This is a genomic window from Erythrobacter mangrovi, assembly GCF_013260645.1.
Classification (GTDB): domain Bacteria; phylum Pseudomonadota; class Alphaproteobacteria; order Sphingomonadales; family Sphingomonadaceae; genus Qipengyuania; species Qipengyuania mangrovi.
Window position 1 is genome coordinate 1,589,134 of sequence record NZ_CP053921.1, and the last position, 18,491, is coordinate 1,607,624.

An 18,491-nucleotide genomic window follows, 5' to 3' on the forward strand; every position below is an offset into this window, starting at 1 on the left:
GCAGTCTACCAATGCGTGCGAGTCCGTGATAATTTGCGGCTATCACGCCCTGTGGGAGGGATGCCATGACGATCCGCCTGATGCCGCTTGTTGCGGCCGCGTTGCTAATCTCATCATGCGATACAGGGAAAGAGGCTGCTGACGGGACATCGCCCGAAGTCGCTGCAAGTGCTGACCCCGCTGCCGAAGAAGCAGCCATCCGGGTAAAGATCGCCCAATGGCTGGACCTGATCAAAGCCAAGGATGCGGCCGCAATTGCGCAAATGTATGCGGAAGACGGCGCCTTCATGCCGCCCAACGCACCTATCGGCAAAGGACGAGCGGCGATCGAGCAGAATTGGGCTGCGATGATGGGCGCCCCCGGCTTCGATCTCACCTTCGCCCCGGAGCAGATCATCGTTGCGTCTTCGGGCGACATGGCGCTCGATCGGGGGACGTACCGTTTGGTGGTCGCGCCGGAGGGTACGGAGCAGATCGACACCGGCAAATATGTGGTCGTCTGGCGGAAGGTCGATGGCGACTGGAAAGCCGCCGCGGACATCATCAACAGCGACCTTCCTGCTGGCGGCGGCTAGCCTGTTTTAGCCCTCACCGCCGCTGTTCGTGGACCGTTTCCATGAACAGCATCGCGGGTTCGCTGTGGTGGGTCAGGCGGCGCCAGGCGATGCCGATGTCGACCGTCGGCAGATCCTCGCGTGGGCGCTTGGCGATGATGCGGTCGCCATCGAGACTCCAGGGGCGATAGACCAGCTGCGGCAGGATCGTGATGCCTGCCCCGGTCCCGACGAGGCTGCGCACCCCCTCCATCGAGCTGGTGCGGTAGGACACGTGGGGCGGGTGGTCGAACTTCGACCAGATGCTTTCCACCAACCCGTCCATCTCGTCGAGCGAGAGCGTGACGACCGGCTCGTTCTCGAGATCGGCCAGGCTGAGCGCATCGACTTCGGATAGCGGATGCCAGGGTGCCATCCATGCGCGGCAATCGGACCGCAGCAGGACTTCGAAATCGATCGCCGCCTTCTGTACCAGGTTGGAGACGATCAGGATGCCGAGATCGAGTTCTCCATTGACGAGGAGATGTTCGATGTAATCGCGCTTGTCTTCCACCAGTTGCACGGTGACCTGCGGGAACATGCGGCGGAAGCGCGAGAGGATGTCGGAGAGGAAATATCCCGTCACCACCGGGGTTACGCCGATCTTGACCGTACCGGTGGCGGTAACCTGGTCATGCCCGACCCCATCGGCCAGGTCGGCCACCGCATTGATGATCGAGCGCGCATGGCGCAGGAACTTGTGCCCTTCGCGGGTCAGTGTGACCCCCTTGGGGTGGCGGTAGAACAGCTTGACCCCGGTTTCCATTTCAAGCGTTCGGATCGCGTCGGTTACTGCAGATTGCGAGATCCCGACCGCTGTCGACCCGGCGGAAACGGAGCGGGCTTCGGCCACGGCGATGAAGTAACGAATCTGGCGGAAAGTTATGTTCATCGATTTTTCCGATGGCTCCCGGTATGAATTATAGGCTAGCTAAGCGGGCGAGGCTAGTGCTTGATGAGCCTCATGAGAGAAGAGGACTCGAAGCGGTGGAATCGCCACCGCTTTGTCTTCGCAGTTTGAAGCCTGGGGGATCTTTATGACCAAATTCGACCTGAACGGACACCGCATTGGCCGCCGTTCGCTGTTGCAGGGCATGGGCGTCGCCGCAATCGGTATTACCGTCACCGGACTCGGTGGTTGCACCAAGGAATCGGCCGAAACCGCCTCGACCGGTGAAGAAGGCGCACTCAATTTCTACAACTGGGACACCTACATCGGTGAAACCACGCTGGACGACTTCAAGGAAGCCAGCGGCATCGCGGTGAAGATGGACCTGTTCGACAGCAATGACGTGCTGTTCGCCAAGTTCCGTGCGGGCAACCCAGGCTACGACGTGATCGTCCCGTCGAATGACTTTGTCGAGCGCATGGTCCAGGCCGATATGCTGATGGAGCTCGATCACTCGCTGCTCCCCAACATGAAGAACATCGACCCCGCCTTTATCGACGTCGACTACGACCCCGGCCGCAAGTACTCGATGCCCTACACCTGGCTGACGCTGGGGATCGGCTATCGCAAGTCGAAGGTGAAGTCGGTTCCCGATAGCTGGAAGGTCCTGTTCGATTCCGACGAATACAAGGGCCGCATCGCGGTGCTTTCGGAAGCGGGCGACATGTTCCGCCTCTACGGCAAGTACCTGGGCAAGTCGGTCAATGAGCTGACACCTGCCGACATCAAGACCATCGAAGCGATGATGATCAAGCAGAAGCCGAACATCCAGAAGTTCCACGAGGATGACGGCCAGGACCTGCTGCTCAAGGGCGATGTCGACCTGGTTCTCGAGTATAACGGCGATATTGCGCAGGCGATGGTCGAAGACGATGACATCGACTTCGTCATTCCGAAGGAAGGCAGCCAGCTCAATTCAGATACGCTGTGCATCCCCAAGGGCGCACCGCATCCGAAGAATGCGCATGCCTTCATCAACTACATCATGGACGCCGAGGTCGATAAGAAGATCACCGAGACGATCCTCTATCCCACGCCGAATGCCGCCGCGAAGGCGCTGATGCCCGACGATTACAAGAGCAATCCGGTCATCTTCCCGCCCGCCGACGTGTTGGCAAAGTGCGAATACGCCAAGTTCAATCCCGAGCTGCAGCCGCTTTACGAAGAGGCTTTCACGCGGGTGCGCGCGTCCTGATCGGACGATCGTAGACAAATAGTAGGTTAAGTTGGGACACGTCCGGCACCCGCTTTGCGGGGCGCCGGGTCGTGCGGGAGATCCACGTGGCAGAGCAGGATTGGCAGGCGGACAAGAAGGCGTTCTGGGCGGTGTCCGCGACTCCGCTGTTGTGGACCCTGCTGTTCTTCCTGGTCCCGATGAGCTTCGTTTGGCTCTACAGTTTCGGCAGCAATGTCGGGCTGACGGACATCGAGTTTTCCGGGACGCTCGACAATTACAAGCGCGCCATCCAGTGGCTTTACCTGTCGATCTTCGTGAAGAGCTTCGGTGTTGCCGCGCTGGTGACGGTGATCTGCCTGATCATCGGCTTCCCGGTCGCCATGGCGCTGACCTTCGCGACCGAGAAATGGCGTCCCTGGCTGCTGCTGGGGATCATGCTGCCGTTCTGGACGAACCTGCTGATCCGCACTTACGCGCTGATGATCATGCTGGGTTCCAACGGCTATGCCAACCGGACGATGGGCTGGTTCTGGGATAGCGCCAGCTGGATGAAGTCGCTGGTCGGTCTGCAGCCGCTACCGGCGTGGGAGCCGATCCAGCTGCTCTATAACAACACCGCGGTCGTGCTGGGCCTGGTCTATGTCCACCTGCCCTTCATGGTTCTGCCACTCTATTCGGCGCTCGACAGGCTGGACAAGAGCCTGATCGAGGCGAGCCTCGATCTTGGTGCGGGGCATCTCCGCACGCTGCTGCGGATCGTGGTGCCGCTGGCGATGCCCGGCATCATCGCAGGGATCATGATTACGCTGATCCCGGCGCTGGGCGCCTATCTGACCCCCGACCTGATGGGCGGGACCGAGAGCCAGATGATCGCCAATGTGATCGAACGGCAGTTCAAGCGCGCCAATGACTGGCCTTTCGGCGCGGCGCTGTCGTTCCTGCTGATCTATGCCATGTTCATCCTGATCGCCGTGCAAAGCATCAAGCCCAAGAAGCGCGGGGAGGCTGCCTGATGGCTCTCTTCAATCGCACTCCGCGCGCGCCGCTCGAATACACCCGCACGCTGTGGATGCGGAGCTGGGTGACCGGTGTGCTGGTGTTCCTCTATGCGCCGCTCGTCGTGCTGATGATCTTCAGCTTCAACGATTCGAAGCGCAACGTCGTCTGGCGCGGCTTCACCACCAAGTATTACGAGAAGGCGCTGAGCAACGACACGCTTGTCGAAGCGCTGATCAACTCACTGACGATCGCCGCATTTGCGACACTGGCCAGCCTGGTCATCGGCGCGATGGCCGCGATCATGCTGTGGCGCTTCCGCTTCCCGTTCAAGGGTGCGGTGGACGGGACGATCTCGCTCCCGATCATCGTCCCGGAGATTTGCCTGGGCGTGGCCATGCTGATCTTCTTCGCCTGGATCGAATGGCCCAACGACCTGATCTGGCCGCTCAACCTGGGGGCCATCACCATCGCCCATATCACCTTCTGCTTCCCCTTCGTGACCATGGTTGTCCGTTCGCGCCTGGCAAGCTTCAACAAGGAAGAGGAAGAGGCGGCGAAGGATCTTGGAGCGAGCGAGTGGCAGGCGTTTCGCGATGTGCTGCTGCCGCATATGCGCCCATCGCTGGTGGCCGGCGCATTGCTGGCCTTCACGCTCAGCCTCGACGACTTCGTGATCACCTTCTTCACCAGCGGGCCGGACACGATCACCTTCCCGGTGAAGGTCTATTCGATGGTGCGCTTCTCGGTCACGCCCGAGGTCAATGCCGCTTCGACCCTGCTCATCATCCTGACCGTCGTACTGACGGCCGTCGCCCTGCGCCTGCAGGGCACCAAGAACCTAGCCGTGAGTCACTAAGAGATGCCCGACAAGAGTCCCATCATCCAGGTCCGGAACGTGTCGAAACGCTTCGGCAAGGTCATTGCGGTCGACGATGTCACCCTCGATATCGAGGCGGGCGAGTTCTTCGTCCTGCTCGGTCCTTCGGGCTGCGGCAAGACCACGCTGCTGCGCATGATCGCCGGCTTCGAACAACCGACCGAAGGGCAGATCCTGATCGACGGACAGAACATGGCGCACGTCCCGCCCAATCGTCGTCCGGTGAACATGGTGTTCCAGAGCTACGCCGTGTTCCCGCACATGTCGGTGGCGGACAACGTCGGCTATGGTCTCAAGATTACCGGGGTCGGTCGGGCCGAGCGCGACGAGCGCGTCCGCAAGGCGCTCGAACTGGTCAAGCTCGGCGGGCTCGAAGAACGCATGCCCGATCAGATGTCGGGCGGCCAGCGCCAGCGCGTCGCGCTGGCGCGCAGCCTGGTCATGCGGCCCAAGGTGCTGCTGCTCGACGAGCCGCTTTCGGCGCTGGACGCCAAGCTTCGGGCGCAGATGCAGTTCGAACTGGCAGATCTGCAGGAGCGGGTCGGAATCACCTTCGTGACGGTGACCCATGACCAGGACGAAGCGCTGTCGATGGCTTCGCGTATCGCAGTGATGAACAAGGGCGATATCTCACAGCTTGCCACCCCATCGGACCTCTACGAATTCCCCGCCAATCGCTTCGTCGCGGACTTTGTGGGGTCGGTGAACATCTTCGAAGGCAAGCTGACCATTGACGAACCCGACCGCGCAGCGGTCGATTGCCCGGGGGTGGGGCGCATTTACCTCAATCACGGAGTCACCGGATCGCATGGCTCGGACGTCTTCGTGGCGCTTCGGCCGGAGAAGATCTATCTCCACGTGCCCGGCAACGGGAAAGCGGTGGAGGCAGCCGCGAAGGACGCACCGGAGGGGCATAATTTCGCCCGGGGCAGGATCACCTGCATGAGCTACCTTGGGGACATCACCCTGTTCGACGTTACGCTCGATGATGGTGCTGTTGTCCGCGTTTCGCGCCCGAACCTCTCGCGCCACGACCAGGAAGATTTCGAATGGAATGACAGGGTGTCGATGCATTGGCGCGCCGACAGCCCGGTGGTGTTGCTGTCATGATCGCAAGCAGGAACTAGGACCATGCTGGAGAGGCCCGGACAATTCATTGGTGGACGCGAGCTCACGGGCGAGGAAGCCCCCGAGGTCGCCTACAACCCGGCAACGGGCGAAGAGCTCAGCTGCCTGGCCAGCGCTAGCCGCGAGCAGGTTGACAAGGCCGTGGCCGCGGCCAAGCAGGCCTATCGATCCTGGTCGCGCATGTCGCCCAAGGAGCGGTCGCTGCGGATGCTGCGCATCGCCGACCGCATCGAAGAGCTGGCAGACGAGTTCGCCGAACTCGAGATGCGCAATTGCGGCAAGCCGATCGGCACCGCGCGCGCGGTTGACGTGGGCAATACGATCGACGTGTTTCGCTTCTTCGCGGGCGCGGCGCGGACCATCCAGGGCCTGCCTGCGGGCGAATACCGCTCGGGCTTCACCTCGATGCTGCGGCGCGATCCGCTGGGCGTGTGCGTGGGTATCGCCCCGTGGAATTACCCGCTGATGATGGCGAGCTGGAAAATCGCGCCGGTCATCGCCGCGGGCAACACTGTAGTCCTCAAGCCGTCGGAGCATACGCCGCTTACCGCGCTCAAGCTGGCCGAAGTATGCGCCGAGTTCCTGCCCGAAGGGGTGGTCAATGTCGTGACCGGCAACGGCCCCAATGTGGGTGCGCGGCTGGTGTCGCATCCCGACGTTTCGATGGTTTCGCTGACGGGTGACGTCGCCACCGGCCGCAAGATCATGGAAGCCGTCGCTCCCACGATCAAGCGCACCCATTTCGAACTGGGTGGCAAGGCCCCGGTGATCGTGCTCGAGGATGCCGATATCGCCGCGGCGGTCGAGGCCATTGCCGAAGGCGGGTACTACAATGCCGGGCAGGACTGCACCGCCGCGTGTCGCGTCTATGCCCATGCCAACATTCATGACCGCCTTGTCGCCGAGCTGCAGGAAGCCATAGGTCGCATCACCATTGGCGATCCTGCGGAGCCGGGCACAGTGCTTGGCCCGCTGATCACCGCGCGGCAGCGCGACCGGGTCGATGGTTTCGTCGCCCGCGCGGTCGCGGATACACCGGCAGAGATCGTGACCGGTGGGACGCGGCCCGATCGCCCGGGGTTCTACTATGCGCCGACACTGATTGCCGGTGCTCGCCACTGTGACGAGATCGTCCAGAAGGAAGTCTTCGGGCCGGTCGTATCGGTGACCCGGTTCGATGAGGACGCGCAGGTGCTCGATTGGGCCAATGACTGCGAATACGGACTCGCTTCTTCCGTGTGGACGCGCGACGTGGGCAAGGCCGCCGCGTTCGCCTCGCGGCTCGAATATGGCGTGACCTGGATCAACACGCATTCGGTCAATACCACCGAGATGCCGCATGGCGGGGTGAAGATGTCGGGCTATGGCTCGGACCTTTCGGTCTATTGCCTGGAGCATTACACCGTCACCCGCCACGTCATGATCAAGCATTGAGGCAAACCTTTCATGCGTCCAGTCCTCGGCATAACCGCCTGTAACCGCACGGTCGGCAGCGAGATCGGCCAGGTGGTGATGAACCGCTATGCCCGCGCGGCGATGCAATATGCTGACGTCGCTGCCTTGCTGGTCCCTTCGCTGCCCGACCTGATGGACATCTCGGAGGTTATCGGCCGGTTGGACGGGATCCTGCTGACCGGTTCGCCCTCGAACATCGAGCCGTCGCGCTATGGCGAAGACGAAGGCTTCGGCCCGTTCGACACCGCGCGCGACGAGGTTTCTCTCGGGATGGTCCGCAAGATGATCGATGTCGGCAAGCCCGTGTTCGGCATCTGCCGCGGGTTCCAGGAAATCAACGTTGCGCTGGGCGGTACGCTGCGGCGCGACACCTCGAGCAGCGACGATTTGCTGCGCCACCATTCGCCCGAAGAAAACGACTTGGCGCGTATGTTCGACCATTTCCACGAGGTCGACCTGGCCGACGGCGGCTTGCTCGCCGGCGCGATCGGCAAGGGGCAGGCCAAGGTCAATTCGGTTCACTACCAGGGCGTCGGCAAGCTCGCAGACGGCCTCGCGGTCGAAGCCACCGCGCCCGACGGATTGATCGAAGCCTTCAGCGCGCGCCCCAACGGTGCGCCGCTGGTCGCGGTTCAGTGGCATCCCGAATGGGATACCGCCGACAACCCGGACAGCCAGGCCTATTTCGGCTTGCTCGGAAAGGCGTTAAGAGGGGAGCTATGAACACCAAGGTTCATCGCTACGACCGCTATCTTGCGCGGCTCTGCTTCACGCCCTGACCGCTAGCGCCCGGCGGGCCGCTCCGCCGCGCATCGCAAGCTCCTTCTGCCGCCACTGGCGGCCGCATTCTGTAGTCAGGAATACCCACATGGCACGCAACTACGACATCGCCGAACTTCGCCGCCTCGACATCGCCCATCACCTGCCCGCGCAGGCTGACTGGCAGGAGATCGAGAACCTTGGCGGCAGCCGTATCATTACCCATGCCGAAGGCTGCTACATCCACGATGGCGACGGCAATCGCATCCTCGATGGCATGGCTGGCCTGTGGTGCGTCAACGTCGGCTACGGGCGCGAGGAGCTGGTCGAGGTCGCGGCCGAGCAGATGCGCGAGCTGCCGTTCTACAACACCTTCTTCAAGACCGCGACGCCGCCCACCGTGATGCTGGCCGACAAGATCGCCAGCCTGACCAACAACCGCCTGCCGCACGTCTTCTTCAACTCTTCGGGCAGCGAGGCGAACGACACCGTTTTCCGCCTGGTTCGCCGCTATTGGGAGCTCAAGGGCGAACCCAAGCGCCAGATCTTCATCAGCCGCTGGAACGCCTATCACGGCTCGACCGTCGCCGGCGTCTCGCTCGGCGGGATGAAGGCGATGCATGCGACGCCGGGCCTGCCGATCCCCGGGGTGGAGCATGTCCGCCAGCCTTACTGGTTCAACGAAGGCCGCGACATGGACGAGGAAGCGTTCGGCACGCTTTGCGCGCAGGCGATTGAGGATCGTATCCTCGAAGTCGGGCCGGAAAACGTTGCCGCCTTCATCGGTGAGCCGATCCAGGGTGCCGGCGGGGTGATCATCCCGCCCAAGAATTACTGGCCGCAGGTCGAGGCGATCTGCCGCAAATACGGCATCCTGCTGGTTTGTGATGAGGTCATCACCGGCTTTGGCCGCACCGGCAAGATGTGGGGCCACGAAACCGTGGGCGTCTCGCCTGACATCATTCCGATGGCGAAGGGGCTTTCGTCGGGCTACCTGCCGATTTCCGCCACGGCGGTTTCGGCAGAGATCGTCGAAGTGATGAAGACCGGCGGCGATTTCGTCCACGGCTTCACCTATTCGGGCCATCCGGTTTCGGCCGCGGTGGCGCTGCGCAACATCGAGATCATGGAACGCGAAGGGCTTGCCGAACGCACGGGCAGCGAGACCGGACCTTATCTTGCGAAGGCACTGGCGACGCTCAACGATCACGAACTGGTCGGCCAGACCCGTTCGATCGGCCTGCTCGGTGCGGTCGAGATCGTTGCCGACAAGGCGACCGGCGCACGCTTCGGCGGGGCCGAAGGTACCGCTGGCCCGATGGTACGCGACCTGTGCATCGCCAATGGCCTGATGGTGCGTGGCATCCGTGACAGCATCGTCATGTGCCCGCCGCTGGTGATCACGACCGAACAGATCGACGACCTGGTCGCGATCATCCGCAAGGCGCTCGATGAGGCCCTGCCGCGTCTCAGGGCGATCGGGTGAGGTGAGCCATGCCTGTATCCCACCTGCTGCGCGAGGCGTGCTATATCGACGGACAGTGGATCGCCGCCGATAGCGGCGAAACGCTGACCGTCTCCGATCCGGCCACGGCCGACCAACTCGGTACGGTGCCCAAATGCGGGGCGGCAGAGACGCGGCGTGCGATCGAGGCGGCACAGGCGGCCTTTCCCGCCTGGAGCGCCCGTACGGCGAAGGATCGCGCGCAGGTGCTCCAGCGCTGGTTCCGCCTGATCCTCGACAACCAGGAGGAACTGGCCCGGCTGCTGACGCTCGAACAGGGCAAGAGCCTGGCGGAATCGCGCGGTGAGATCGCCTATGGCGCCAGCTTCATCGAATGGTTCGCGGAGGAAGGAAAGCGGCTCTACGGCGACGTCATACCGGCGCAAGCGCCCGACAAGCGTATTCTTGTGCTTAAGCAGCCAATTGGCGTCGCGGCGGCGATCACCCCGTGGAACTTCCCCAACGCCATGATCACGCGCAAGGCTGGACCGGCGCTTGCAGCCGGCTGCCCGATCGTGATCAAGCCGGCGGCGCAAACCCCCTATTCGGCGCTGGCGCTGGCAGTCCTGGCGGAAGAGGCAGGCATTCCTGCGGGCATCTTCAACGTCGTCACGGGTAGCGCGGCGGCCATCGGCGGCGAGATGACATCGAACCCGCTGGTCCGCAAACTGACCTTCACCGGCTCTACCGAGGTAGGCCGCAAGCTGATGGAACTGTGCGCACCGACCATCAAGAAGCTCAGCCTGGAGCTTGGCGGCAATGCGCCTTTCATCGTGTTCGACGATGCCGATCTCGACGCGGCGGTGGCTGGGGCGATGGCCTCGAAGTACCGCAATTCGGGCCAGACCTGCGTCTGCACCAATCGCATCTATGCTCAAGCCGGGGTTTACGATGCCTTCGTGGAGAAGCTGGCAGCAGCGGCAGGCTCGCTCAAGGTGGGCAGGGGTATCGACGATGGGACAGAGCAGGGTCCGTTGATCGACGCCAATGCGGTGACCAAGATCGAAGAACATATCGCCGATGCATTGGCCAAGGGAGGTCGCCTGGTTGCCGGTGGCCGTCGCCATGCGCTGGGAGGCACCTTCTTCGAACCCACGGTGATCGCCGACGCGACGCAGGACATGCTGGTCGCAGGCGAAGAGACCTTCGGTCCGCTGGCGCCGGTGATCCGTTTCGAGACCGAAGATCAGGCGATTACCATGGCCAACGATACTGAGTTCGGTCTCGCGGCTTATTTCTATTCGCGCGATCTCGGCCGTGTCTGGCGAGTGGCGGAGGCGATCGAGAGCGGCATGGTCTGTGTCAACTCGGGCATCCTGTCGACCGAAGTCGCGCCTTTCGGCGGCGTCAAGCAGAGCGGCCTCGGCCGCGAAGGATCGCGCTATGGCATCGACGACTATGTCGAGATGAAATACGTCAGCCTGACAATCTAGGTGCGGCAATGAGCGACAGCGAACAGCCCCAGCAGCCGATCGACCTGGCGTTCACCCGCAAGGGTGGCGCGGACGGCACGATCGCCGAGCCGACCTTTTCGGGCGCGCTCAGCTTCATGCGGCGTCGCTACAGCAAGGATGTTGCCCAGGCCGATGTCGCGGTGGTCGGGATACCCTTCGACCTGGCAACCACGGGTCGCCCCGGATCGCGCTATGGTCCGCGCGGAGTGAGGCTCGGGTCATCGATGATTGCGTGGGACGCGGTCTATGGCTGGTCGTTCGATCCCTTGGCGGTGCTCGACGTGGTCGATTTCGGCGATATCGCCGTCGACTACGGCTCGCCGATCGAAGTCGTCGGCAATATCGAGGCCCAGTTTGCCGCGATCCACGCGCAGGACACGGCCACGCTGATGCTAGGCGGCGACCATTTCTGCACCTACCCGGTGCTGCGTTCGCTCGCGAAACAACTGGGGCAGCCGCTGTCGCTGATCCATTTCGATGCGCACAGCGACACCTGGCCCGCGCGCGATGGGCAGGTCGATCACGGCACCATGTTCTGGCGCGCGGTACAAGAAGGGATCGTCGACCCGGTGCGATCGGTGCAGTTGGGCATTCGCACCAACAACGCCGATACGCTTGGCTTTACCGTGATGGACGCTGGTGAGGTCGATGCGCTCCCGGCGGGCGAAATTGCGGCAAGGGTTCGCGCAATCGTTGGGGACAACCCCACTTACCTGACCTTCGATATCGATGCGCTCGACCCGGCCTTCGCGCCTGGTACGGGTACCCCGGTGCCCGGCGGCCTTAGCAGCGCGAAGGCGCTGGCCATCCTGCGCGGGCTTGCCGGTGTCGACGTGCGGTCCGCCGATGTGGTCGAAGTTGCACCGGCTTACGACAGTGGCGATGTGACCTCATTGGTGGCGGCGACCATCGCACTGCATTGTCTTGCAATCATGGCCGATGCGAAAAGAGCCGGATTAGGCACGAAAGCCTGATCCAGCCCCTTCACATTGCCTCACGCTCCGCTATAGGGGCGTCCGCCTGCTGGGGTGTAGCCAAGCGGTAAGGCAGCGGTTTTTGGTACCGCCATGCGCAGGTTCGAATCCTGCCACCCCAGCCAGCCTTTCCGGACCAACCGTAGCTCAGGATCGAACCTGCTCGCACAGCGAACGGCAGGTTAGGACTCGCAGCGCGTAAGCGCGGAGAGGACCGAAGGGCAATCCTGCCACCTCAGCCAGGCCTTTCCTCAGACGTTCTTGCCGGCGAAGTCGGCTGCCGAGTGACGCTCGAGCAGTTGCTCGTTCTCTTCGCCCCAGGCCTTGTTGACGATGCGGCCACGGCGCACTCCCGGGCGCTGGGCGATCTGCTTCACCCAGCGTTCCACGTTGGTGTATTCGTGGATCGAGAGGAAGGTTCGCGCTTCGTTGTAGATCGTGCCGAACACGAAGGGTGCGAGCCAGGGGAAGGTGGCCATGTCGGCGATGGTGTAGTCGGCGCCGCCAAGGTATTCGCTCTCGCCCAGTCGCTTGTCGGCGACGTCGAACAGGCGCTTGGTTTCCATCGCATAGCGATTGATCGGGTATTCGTACTTCTCTGGCGCATAGGCGTAGAAGTGGCCGAAGCCGCCGCCGATGAAGGGGGCGCTGCCGACCTGCCAGAACAACCAGCTGAGCACTTCGCCGCGCGTATGGTCGGTGGGCAGGAAGGCACCAAATTTCTCGGCAAGGTGCAGCAGGATCGCGCCGCTTTCGAACAGGCGCACGGGCTGCGGTCCACTACGATCGAGCAGGGCGGGGATCTTGCTGTTCGGATTTATTCCGACGAAGCCCGAAGTGAACTGGGTGCCGTCGGAGATGTTGACCGTCCAGGCATCGTATTCAGCATCCTTATGGCCGGCCTCCAGCAGTTCCTCGAACATGATGGTAGTCTTCACGCCATTGGGGGTGGCGAGCGAGTAGAGCTGGAAGTCATGTTCGCCGACCGGAAGATCCTTGTCTTCGCGCGCACCGGCGGTCGGGCGGTTGATCGATGCGAAGCGACCGCCGTTCTCGGTGTCGTTGGTCCAGACTGCGGGCGGCGTGTAAGTGGGATCGGCCAAGATTGCTCTCCTTGTGCTGTTGCCGGAGTAGGTGGGCGACTGGGTCTTCGCAAGCAAGGGCAGGCGGGTTACGCGGCTGGCCAGTATTCGCTACTTCGTCTGGAAGGATAAGTTTAACACGCCGAAGCGGCTACACGGTAAAGCAAGACACCGGATATCTCGGTTATCCTGATATGACTTGCATAATTTTGTCTAAAAGAATAATTGATTCTCATGACGACAAAGGCCGGCGCCAAGATCCGCAACTGGCGAAAACACCACGAACCGCCGCTTTCTGCTGAGGATTTCGGACGCATCTACGGGCGCCCGCAGGTCTGGAAGGCGCAGGCCGTCTACAATTGGGAAGCGAAGGGCAAGGTGGCGCGCCCGGCAGTCCAGCGCCGAATGGCCGCGCTCGGAATCTGCGAGCCCGCCGACTGGCTCGAGCCAGCCGAGGATGACAAGCGCCTCGATATCGAGGGAAGCGGCCCGGAGGCGCGTGACGGGCACCCGTTCTTCGACTTGCACCGGCACGGCTTCGTTCGTGTTGCCACCGCAACGCCGCGAACACGGACAGCGGATGTCGTCTATAATGCCGACGGGATAATCGAGCAGGCGCGAATGGCCGCACGGCAGAACGTCGACCTGCTGCTCTATCCCGAATTGTCGCTGTCTTCCTACGCGTTGGACGACTTGCATTTGCAGACCGCGCTGCTCGATACGGTCGAACGCGAACTGGCGCGTGTCTGCGAAGAGACGCGGGCGTTGACACCGGTCCTCGTGATCGGCGCCCCCCTGCGCCGCAATGGCCGGATCTACAACTGCGCACTCGCGATCGCCCGGGGCGAGGTGCTGGGCATCGTGCCCAAAAGCTTCCTGCCCAATTACCGCGAATATTACGAGAAGCGCTGGTTTGCGCACGGCCGCGACTGCATCGGGCTGGAGATCGAGTTGGCGGGACGTTCGGTTCCCTTCGGCACCGACCTGATCTTTGCAGCGGCAAACCTGCCGGGCTTCGTCTTCGGGATCGAGATCTGCGAGGATTTCTGGGCGCCCAATCCGCCGGGGACCCTTGCGGCCCTGGCTGGTGCAACGATCCTGCTCAATCCCTCGGCATCGAACATCACCATCGGCAAGGCGGACGAACGCCACTTGCTGACCCGCGCCAGTTCGAGCCGCGCCGTCTGCGCCTATGCCTATTCGGCCAGCGGGCATGGCGAAAGTACCACCGACCTTGCCTGGGACGGACAGGGGATGATCTACGAGCTCGGCGACCTGCTGGTCGAAAGCACGCGCTTCGATCTCCATCCCGAGCTCTGCGTCACCGATGTCGACACCCAGCGCATCCTGGCCGAGCGGCTGCGCATGGGGACGTTCAATGACGCAACCGAAGCCGCTGGTCGTCCCGAGGACTGGTATCGCCGGATTGCCTTCACCCATGCCGCGACGCCTGGCGACAAGGGGCTGGTCCGCCCGGTCCGGCGCTTCCCCTTCGTGCCGAACCGGGCACACAAGCTGGACGAGGATTGCTACGAGGCCTTCAACATCCAGGTCGATGCGCTGATGCGGCGGATCCAGTCGACCGGTTCGAGGTCGCTGGTGATCGGGATCTCGGGCGGGCTCGACAGCACGCATGCCCTGATCGTCGCCGCCAAGGCCTGCGACCGTCTGGGTCGACCGCGCACCGATATTCGCGGCTACACCATGCCCGGCTTCGCGACTTCGGAAGGGACGAAGTCGAATGCCTGGAGGCTGATGAAGGCATTCGGGATTACCGCGGAAGAGATCGATATCCGGCCCACCGCCACCACCATGCTGGAGAATATCGGCCACCCCTTCGCCGATGGCGAGCCGGTCTACGACGTCACCTTCGAGAACGTGCAGGCGGGCCTGCGAACCGACTACCTGTTCCGCCTTGCAGGCCACCATCGCGGTTTCGTGATCGGTACCGGTGATCTCAGCGAGCTCGCGCTCGGCTGGTGCACCTACGGTGTGGGCGACCACATGAGCCACTATGGCGTGAACTCGGGCGTGCCCAAGACGCTGATCCAGTACCTCATCCGCTGGACCATCCAGACGCGGCAATTCGATGAAGGCGTCGACGGCGTTCTGGCTGATATCCTGGATACCGAAATCAGTCCCGAACTGGTCCCGGCAGGTGCCGACGGCCAGATCCAGAGCACGCAGTCGATCATCGGTCCTTACGAGCTCAATGACTTCTTCCTGCACCACATCATCCGCTGGGGGCAGAAGCCGAGCCACGTTGCATTCCTTGCCTGGCATGCCTGGCGCGATGCGAAGGAGGGCCAGTGGCCGATCGACTTCCCGGAGAACGCGAAGAACGCCTACGACCTCCCTACGATTGCCCATTGGCTGGAGAACTTCCTCAAGCGCTTCTTCGGCTTCAGCCAGTTCAAGCGCAGCGCCTTGCCCAACGGCCCGAAGGTCAGCGCAGGCGGGGCATTGAGCCCGCGTGGTGACTGGCGTGCGCCCAGTGACGCGGTCGCTGATGTCTGGCTCGCCGAACTTGCCGCCGAACTGCCGCCATTGGAGCGCTGATCGTGTCGTTTCGTAGCCTTGCGATCATGATGTTCTGCAACGTGGTCTGGGCGCTGAACGTTGTGGTCAGCAAGCTGGCAGTCGATGATCTCGGCGCGCCGCCACTGTTCTACGCCTTGCTCCGCTCGGTGCTGGTAGCGCTGGCCTTGTTGCCCATGTTGAGACCGATTCCCAAGGATCTGTGGAAGGTCCTGCTGATCGGTCTCGCGATCAGCGGCGGGTCCTTCGCCTTGCTGTTCATGGGGCTGCAGACCGCGAGTCCCTCGGCCACCGGCGTGGTGAGCCTCACCGGCGCGCCCATGACAGTGCTGTTCGCGATCATATTCCTTGGTGAGCGGGTCCGCTGGCGCCGCGGCCTCGGCATCGCGCTGGCCTTTGGCGGAGTGTTCTTTGCCATTGCGGGTGACAGCCACATGGATGCCAGCGCGGGCCTGCTGCTGGTCTTCCTGGCGGCTGTGGTCGGCGCGCTTGGTGCCGTTTTCGTGAAGCGGCTCGATCTGCCATCGATCAACCTGCAAGCCTGGGCCGCGGTCGCCTCGATCGTTGTGCTCGCGCCGCTGTCTGCGGTGCTGGAGAGCGGGCAAGTGAGCGCGTTCGATGACGCGCCGCTGGAACTCCTGGCGTGCGTGATCTTTGCAGGGATTGTGGTTTCCGTCGGTGCGCACACGGCCTATTTTCGGCTGCTCCAGCAGCACGATGCCAATCAGATCGTTCCCTTGACGCTGATGACCCCCATCCTGACCATCGCCTTTGGCGCATGGCTGACGGGCGACTCCATCGGCGGGAGACTGCTGATCGGGGGCGCGATCGCTCTGGTCGGCGTCGCGATCATCGTGCTGCGGCCCAGTGCGACCTTTACCCGTCGCTTCCTGGTGCGTTCGCGCTTCTGATCAACCGACCGTCAGCACCCAGCCGTGGGTATCGGCGGTGGTGCCGCGCTGGATAGCGACCAGCCGTTCGCGGACCTTGCTGGTGAGCTGGCCCGGGCCACCCGACCCGATGGTGAATTCGCCATCATGGCCGGCAACCTTGCCGATCGGCGTAACCACGGCGGCGGTGCCGCAGGCGAAGCTTTCGACGAGCTTGCCGCTCTCGGCATCGGCGCGCCACTGATCGATGCTGTAGGCTTCCTCGCTGACTTCGAGGCCTTCCTCGCGCAACAGCTGGATCAGGCTGTCACGGGTGATGCCCGGCAGGATCGTGCCGGTCAGCGGCGGGGTGATGACGCGCCCGTCATCGAAGGCGAAGAACACGTTCATGCCGCCGAGCTCTTCCACCCACTTGTGCTCCACCGCGTCGAGGAACAGCACCTGGTCATGGCCGCGGGAGAAGGCTTCGCGCGTCGGCACCAGGCTTGCCGCGTAATTGCCCCCGCACTTCGCCGCACCGGTTCCACCGGGCGCGGCGCGGGTATAGTCGGAAATCCAGAGGCTGACCGCCGGTGCACCCGACTTGAAATAATTCCCTGCGGGTCCGGCAATGACCATGAACTTGTAGCGCTTGGCCGGGCGAACGCCGAGGAAAGCCTCGGTCGCGATCATGAAGGGGCGCAGGTAGAGCGAGCTACCCTCTGCCGACGGGACCCAGGCTCCATCGACCGCGATGAGCTGGCGGATCGCCTCGATGAACAGATCTTCGGGCACATGCGGCATCGCCAGCCTGTCGGCCGATGCGTTCAGGCGGCGCGCATTCTGATCGGGCCGGAACAGCGCGATCGATCCGTCGCCATGGCGATAGGCCTTGAGCCCTTCGAAGATCTCTTGCGCATAATGGAGCACCGCGGCTGCGGGATCGAGCTGGATCGGTGCGCGTGGTTCGACCCTGGCATCGTGCCAGCCGGCCTCGTCGGTCCATTCGATCGTGACCATATGGTCGGTAAAGTTCGTTCCGAATCCGGGATTGGCGAGGATCGCCTCGCGCTCGGCATCGGACAGGGGCGACGGGTGCGGGATGTGCTCGAACTGCATGGCCCGGCGGGTACTGCGCAGCGCGGCCAAGCGCAAGGCAGGCAATCTATGTTCACCAAAATGGGAAGGGCAGCTCGACCTTGGTCGAGCTGCCCCCAAGCAAGACCGCAGCAAATGAGAAGGGCAGCATCGACCTTGGTCGAGCTGCCCTTCGCATGGTCAGCGGCGGGAAGTGCCGCTCACGAAGCCTTTATCGGTTGCGATCCTTACCGATAATGCTCCGCGCGGGAACTTGCCGACCTCTCTGCTGAACCATGAGACATCGGATCACCTCCTTTCGCGCTTGTGAGCCAGAAATCCGTTTCACCGGATCCCAAGACCGCGTTTCGCCGCTGATCTTGAGTGTCAATTTGTTGCGCGAAAGAGCCTAATTCAAGGCTTGAAAAAAAGTTTTCCCACGTCAGAATTGTTAGATGTGGCCCGGCAGATTTGCGCGGGCCTTTTTCGTTTCACCTACAATCTTCGATAACCCGCGTAACCTCCGCCCAGTTAGGCAGATACAGGGCGGGCGTACCTGCCATTTCGACCGCGAATCGTCCGCTCGTGAGGGCCATGGCATCGAGCAGCGGATCGCGTGCCGCGAGCGCCGCGGTCGCTGAATCCCGATTATTCGTAGACCCTGCTGCCAGCGTCCGACTCGCCTTTTCGGTGCGAATCGTCATGGCTGTGCCTGCCGAAGTGCCCTGAGAGTGGCGGGTCAGGGTGACGCGGCGGTCGTTTGCCGTGCAGGCGATAGTGAAGAGGGGATCGCCGCCTGCCTCGGCAAAGCGCGCGATGGTGCCCCCGTCGATGATGGCATAGCTCCAGGCCCCTCGCGATTGCGGGGCATCGATCCAGTTGGTTTCCGCCGGCATTGGCGCAGGTGGCGGGGCAGGCGCCGGTATCTGCGCGACGGGTGTGGGCGTGGGGGCCGGTGCCGGTGCGGTCTGAGGGGCCGGCACGCAAGCGGCGATGGCGAATGTCAGCGCAATCGCGCCGGCAAGATGGGCGAAGATCGGTTTCATAGTGCTTCAA

At 62.9% G+C, this 18,491-nt stretch carries 16 protein-coding genes and 1 tRNA gene; 13 read left to right on the forward strand and 4 right to left on the reverse strand.

Annotated elements, in window-relative coordinates; genetic code table 11:
- Window positions 1–65: 65 nt before the first annotated feature.
- Complete coding sequence (locus tag HQR01_RS08195) at window positions 66–575, forward strand: YybH family protein (RefSeq protein WP_234030088.1); 510 nt, start codon at window positions 66–68, stop codon at window positions 573–575.
- Between the two features lie 13 nt (window positions 576–588).
- Here the strand turns inward: HQR01_RS08195 and HQR01_RS08200 are convergent, their stop codons facing one another.
- On the reverse strand, window positions 589–1,485 hold the full coding sequence (locus HQR01_RS08200) for a LysR family transcriptional regulator (RefSeq protein WP_173214162.1): 897 nt from the start codon (window positions 1,483–1,485) through the stop codon (window positions 589–591).
- Between the two features lie 145 nt (window positions 1,486–1,630).
- On the opposite strand from HQR01_RS08200, the gene HQR01_RS08205 reads away from it, so the two are divergent.
- From HQR01_RS08205 to HQR01_RS08250, 10 genes are all read left to right on the forward strand, one after another.
- Window positions 1,631–2,737 (forward strand): ABC transporter substrate-binding protein, encoded by a 1,107-nt coding sequence (locus HQR01_RS08205; RefSeq protein ID WP_173214164.1) that lies wholly within the window; start codon window positions 1,631–1,633, stop codon window positions 2,735–2,737.
- A gap of 86 nt (window positions 2,738–2,823) precedes the next feature.
- Entirely contained in the window at window positions 2,824–3,732 is a 909-nt protein-coding gene (locus tag HQR01_RS08210) for an ABC transporter permease (RefSeq protein ID WP_199800330.1), read from the forward strand.
- Window positions 3,732–4,574, forward strand: coding sequence for an ABC transporter permease (locus HQR01_RS08215; RefSeq protein ID WP_173214166.1), 843 nt, complete (start codon window positions 3,732–3,734; stop codon window positions 4,572–4,574). The genes HQR01_RS08210 and HQR01_RS08215 overlap by 1 nt, the downstream gene beginning before the upstream one ends.
- Window positions 4,575–4,577: 3 nt before the next feature.
- Complete coding sequence (locus HQR01_RS08220; protein WP_173214168.1) at window positions 4,578–5,705, forward strand: ABC transporter ATP-binding protein; 1,128 nt, start codon at window positions 4,578–4,580, stop codon at window positions 5,703–5,705.
- 21 nt (window positions 5,706–5,726) lie between these two features.
- Window positions 5,727–7,157 carry a gamma-aminobutyraldehyde dehydrogenase gene (locus HQR01_RS08225; protein ID WP_173214170.1) on the forward strand — a complete coding sequence of 477 codons (1,431 nt, stop codon included), beginning with the start codon at window positions 5,727–5,729 and terminating at the stop codon, window positions 7,155–7,157.
- Between the two features lie 12 nt (window positions 7,158–7,169).
- Complete coding sequence (locus tag HQR01_RS08230; protein WP_173214172.1) at window positions 7,170–7,901, forward strand: gamma-glutamyl-gamma-aminobutyrate hydrolase family protein; 732 nt, start codon at window positions 7,170–7,172, stop codon at window positions 7,899–7,901.
- A gap of 145 nt (window positions 7,902–8,046) precedes the next feature.
- On the forward strand, window positions 8,047–9,423 hold the full coding sequence (locus tag HQR01_RS08235) for an aspartate aminotransferase family protein (protein ID WP_173214174.1): 1,377 nt from the start codon (window positions 8,047–8,049) through the stop codon (window positions 9,421–9,423).
- A gap of 8 nt (window positions 9,424–9,431) precedes the next feature.
- A complete protein-coding gene (locus tag HQR01_RS08240) occupies window positions 9,432–10,874 on the forward strand; it encodes an NAD-dependent succinate-semialdehyde dehydrogenase (protein ID WP_173214176.1) in 1,443 nt (480 codons plus the stop codon).
- Between the two features lie 8 nt (window positions 10,875–10,882).
- Window positions 10,883–11,869 carry an agmatinase gene (gene speB, locus HQR01_RS08245; RefSeq protein WP_173214178.1) on the forward strand — a complete coding sequence of 329 codons (987 nt, stop codon included), beginning with the start codon at window positions 10,883–10,885 and terminating at the stop codon, window positions 11,867–11,869.
- Window positions 11,870–11,919: 50 nt separating this feature from the next.
- A tRNA-Gln gene (locus HQR01_RS08250) sits at window positions 11,920–11,994 on the forward strand.
- A gap of 126 nt (window positions 11,995–12,120) precedes the next feature.
- On the opposite strand, the gene yghU is transcribed toward HQR01_RS08250, so the two are convergent.
- Window positions 12,121–12,972 (reverse strand): glutathione-dependent disulfide-bond oxidoreductase, encoded by an 852-nt coding sequence (yghU, locus tag HQR01_RS08255; protein ID WP_173214180.1) that lies wholly within the window; start codon window positions 12,970–12,972, stop codon window positions 12,121–12,123.
- Window positions 12,973–13,185: 213 nt separating this feature from the next.
- Between yghU and HQR01_RS08260 the strand changes: the two genes are divergently transcribed.
- Complete coding sequence (locus HQR01_RS08260) at window positions 13,186–15,510, forward strand: NAD(+) synthase (RefSeq protein WP_234030089.1); 2,325 nt, start codon at window positions 13,186–13,188, stop codon at window positions 15,508–15,510.
- Between the two features lie 2 nt (window positions 15,511–15,512).
- On the forward strand, window positions 15,513–16,400 hold the full coding sequence (locus HQR01_RS08265; protein WP_173214182.1) for a DMT family transporter: 888 nt from the start codon (window positions 15,513–15,515) through the stop codon (window positions 16,398–16,400).
- Here the strand turns inward: HQR01_RS08265 and HQR01_RS08270 are convergent, their stop codons facing one another.
- Entirely contained in the window at window positions 16,401–17,477 is a 1,077-nt protein-coding gene (locus HQR01_RS08270) for a branched-chain amino acid aminotransferase (RefSeq protein ID WP_173214185.1), read from the reverse strand.
- Between the two features lie 449 nt (window positions 17,478–17,926).
- Window positions 17,927–18,481, reverse strand: a complete 555-nt coding sequence (locus HQR01_RS08275) for a hypothetical protein (RefSeq protein ID WP_173214187.1) — start codon at window positions 18,479–18,481, stop codon at window positions 17,927–17,929.
- Window positions 18,482–18,491 lie beyond the last annotated feature (10 nt).